Genomic DNA, 3,307 nt, shown 5'->3' with positions numbered 1-3,307 from the left:
AGTCGACTGGAGGATTAAGCAAGCGGTGATGCGCTTTGAGCAGGGCTTTCGCCCGCGGAGCCAGCGTACTCTGAACCGCTTTACGAACATCTTGAACAGCCTCAATGACGTAACCGTGAACATGAAAACGGTCTGCAATTCGGATCGCGGTTGGAAAACATTCGCTGATCCACGTGTGATAGGCTTGGGCTAAGTCCATCACCACCGCCTTCGGAGCAAGCTGCAGGAAGTCAGGGTGCTGCCGAGCATATGTCCGCAAATCTTCCAATTTTCGTCCAGGCAAAAGATCAAGCATGGTTTCACCTTTCAGATCATGAATGCCTGTATTGTAGGTGTGACCTTTCTTTATAGCGAAGTCATCGACACCCAGGACAAGACCGCTAAACTTCTTTGCTTGCGTCCACGCTTGTTTAGAAAGCCGTTCACTTTCAAGCGGAATTGCTTCGGTGTGCATCTGCTGAATGGTGCTAGTAGGAGCTTGTTCCATGCGGGCACTATGGGCTGCCGTGGAACCAAGTGCTTGCTGGACAGCTCGTTCTCGGAAGAGGTGGCTGTACCGCCTTTTTGGACCCACAAATGCATACATCCAAACAAAACCAGCCTCGCAATTTGAACAAAACATACGGATACTGGGAACCAGAAGAACCACTTTTTTCTCAAATGCCGGAAGATGGCGGACGCAGCGAATACCGTTGCTGCCTTTCAGCATGACCGCTTCATCCGATTGACAAATCGGACAGCATTGCTTGGAGTCCATTGGCACTGCTTCGATTTGTATGTCATCGACATTCATGGATAGAAAGCGAATCTGTAACTCTGGTATGTTGAGCATTTCACTGATATACTGGATTTGCATCTGTCTATTCCTTTTTGTTGTTTGGTAGGACTTACAACATTACAGGATTGGCAGATGTTTTTCCATTTTCAACCTTAGTTTAAATCGTCAAGAACTGATTTTTGTTTTGAACCATAAATGTATCACAAATAGTTTACTGAGTATACATAATGAGTAGCGTTTATATTTATGCGCTTTGAACTATTTCTTTGTCACAGTTCGATCATTTTTTTTGCCTAAAATCAGACGATTGAAACATTTCCTTGCCGCGAGTACTGTAAAGTGAATAATGCGTCTTCACCCAACTAACATAATGAATTAAAAATAAACACATCGCATCGTCAAAACAGAAAGAGTCAAACTTGGTAGAAGGTATTTGGAAATGGTTGAAGTCTGATGTCATTAACAATGTATCACTTCCTCAAAAAAAACTGCCTCCCACACTTCAGAAGCAGTTTTTCTATCGTCTATATCACTACTTAAAAAGGTAAAGTAACTCTTATAAATTTGTTGAACATAGTCATGTTGTCTTAATCTAAGTAGATGCAGATGCCCTCCGCGCAATAATCCTCATTGCGGCCCTATACTTAGCACTGATTTAACATTCGGATTATCCCTCAACTGGATCGTAATAGTAGATCTATCATTACTTATTACATTGGCAATGGCGATCATCCCTTTATGAAACCCGATGTTTGAGATAGGATCCGCTGCCAACGTCAATCCACCGCTCGCGAAAATATTAAATTTCGCTCGCTGATCATAGATTTCCTGAGGTGTCAGTTTATAGCCTTGGGCATCCGTTACTATAATAGGCACGTAAAATTTATCATCATCAGCTTCATTTCCGGACGGCTTTTCACCCTTAGAAAAAGTGTAAATGAACTTACCAAATTCCACACTTGCTGCGGTTTTGCTAATGTTTGAATCATTCAAAGGCACAGGCCGTTTATCGCCAATCTGGAATACCCTGCTAACTTGCATGTTACTCCCATCTAGGACAATCGAAATCGAAATTTTTTCCCCATCTACCAAACCATCCGGCAGATCTAGATAAAAAGCTTGCTCACCGCTGATAAATATTACAGAGCCTTTGCTGGTAGATATATTGAAATTGTTAGCTGTTAAGGCAGAAGCAACTCCATACTGATTCGCAGCTCTGAAATCGATTCGGATTCTTTTTTCATTAGGAAGCGAGTCGCTAGTTGATAAGAATGCGATACTCGATATCGTTTCCTTTGTCGTTACAAACTGCGCTGTTTTGCCAGTAGCATCAATATTAGATAAACCATCAAGCGTTACGGTCCACGTTGCTTCATCCAATTTATTGTCAAACGTCAGCGTAGCCGTTGATTTATCAACACTCCAGGTTGTCTTGTAGCCACTCGTAACGGGTGAGCCATTACGGGTCAGGTTGAGCTTGGCCATGGATAGGTCAGGTAACGATCCGTTTATTTGAACGGTAAATGCGTTGAAGCTGCTTACTCTGAAAGAAGCGATAGCATACCGTGCTCCTACGGGTTTATAATGTTGGGTGGATTCGTAGGATGAGAGCACTAGCAGATCGCGTGTTGCTGGTGATACACCGTCAAATGTACCATCTTCATTCTTTGTCAGCAGCTTTAATTGAATTGCCAAGGCTGCATAACTGCGCGCCCATGTAGAAACCGTCTGATCGTTAAGCCCTGTTGTTGCTCTGGCTTCTGTATCTTTGCCCAGACCGCGGATTAAGAAAGTAGCCAGCTGCTCCTTCGTCACTTCACCTGCCGGATTGAACTGACCTGGTGCATAACCGTCTGTGAGTCCTGCTTTGACTATGGCGTCAATATAAGGCAGAGCATAACCATTAGCCGGATCTGATGCTTTAACATCTATGAAGGTCGAGGTTGTTACATTATGGTCTACTTTGAGTCCGAATATGATAGCGGCTGCTTTTGCAAATTGGGCACGATTCATTTTATCCTTCAAGCCGAATTTGCCCTCACTGACTCCATCAAATACGCCTGCACTAATCAGCGAATCATACTTTACCCTCGTTACCGCATCAAGGTCGTTCAGATCCGCGAAATCAATAGAGGACTTTGCTGAAACAGGAGAACCCAACGCAAGAGATAAGAACATGACGGATAAAGATACACCGACTGACAACTTTTTTTTCAAACTGGTTTCCCTCCAATAATTTAGTATATATACGACTTGTGATAGTATATAATATAATACATATTTTGGGAATATTATATAATCCTGAATCCGTGAAATGAATGTGATGAAAGATTAGAAAAACAATCTCCGGTGAAGTAAAATAAAGAAAAGGGAAGATTTCCCGTATTTCTTGAATTAACCTTGGAGGTGTACCCGTGAAATCTGTTCGCTTTCAACTCGATCAATCGTTGGAACTGCTTACCGCTCATTCAGGTCTTGCCCTCATCGGCTTGCTCCTTTCTCATACCCAAATGGCCAAACGTCTGGTTC

The 3,307-nt window shown here is 42.9% G+C and carries 2 protein-coding genes; both read right to left on the bottom strand.

The window, feature by feature from the left end:
• The coding region (locus LRL21_RS44430; protein WP_420832577.1) for a transposase at window positions 1–856 on the bottom strand (856 nt) is incomplete at its 3' end.
• 549 nt (window positions 857–1,405) lie between these two features.
• Window positions 1,406–2,995 (bottom strand): S-layer homology domain-containing protein, encoded by a 1,590-nt coding sequence (locus tag LRL21_RS44425; protein ID WP_240422154.1) that lies wholly within the window; start codon window positions 2,993–2,995, stop codon window positions 1,406–1,408.
• Window positions 2,996–3,307 lie beyond the last annotated feature (312 nt).

Origin of the sequence: Paenibacillus periandrae (genome assembly GCF_022458865.1) — a bacterium.
GTDB classification, from domain to species: Bacteria; Bacillota; Bacilli; order Paenibacillales; family NBRC-103111; genus Paenibacillus_S; species Paenibacillus_S periandrae.
This window is presented reverse-complemented; position numbering and strand designations above follow the sequence as displayed.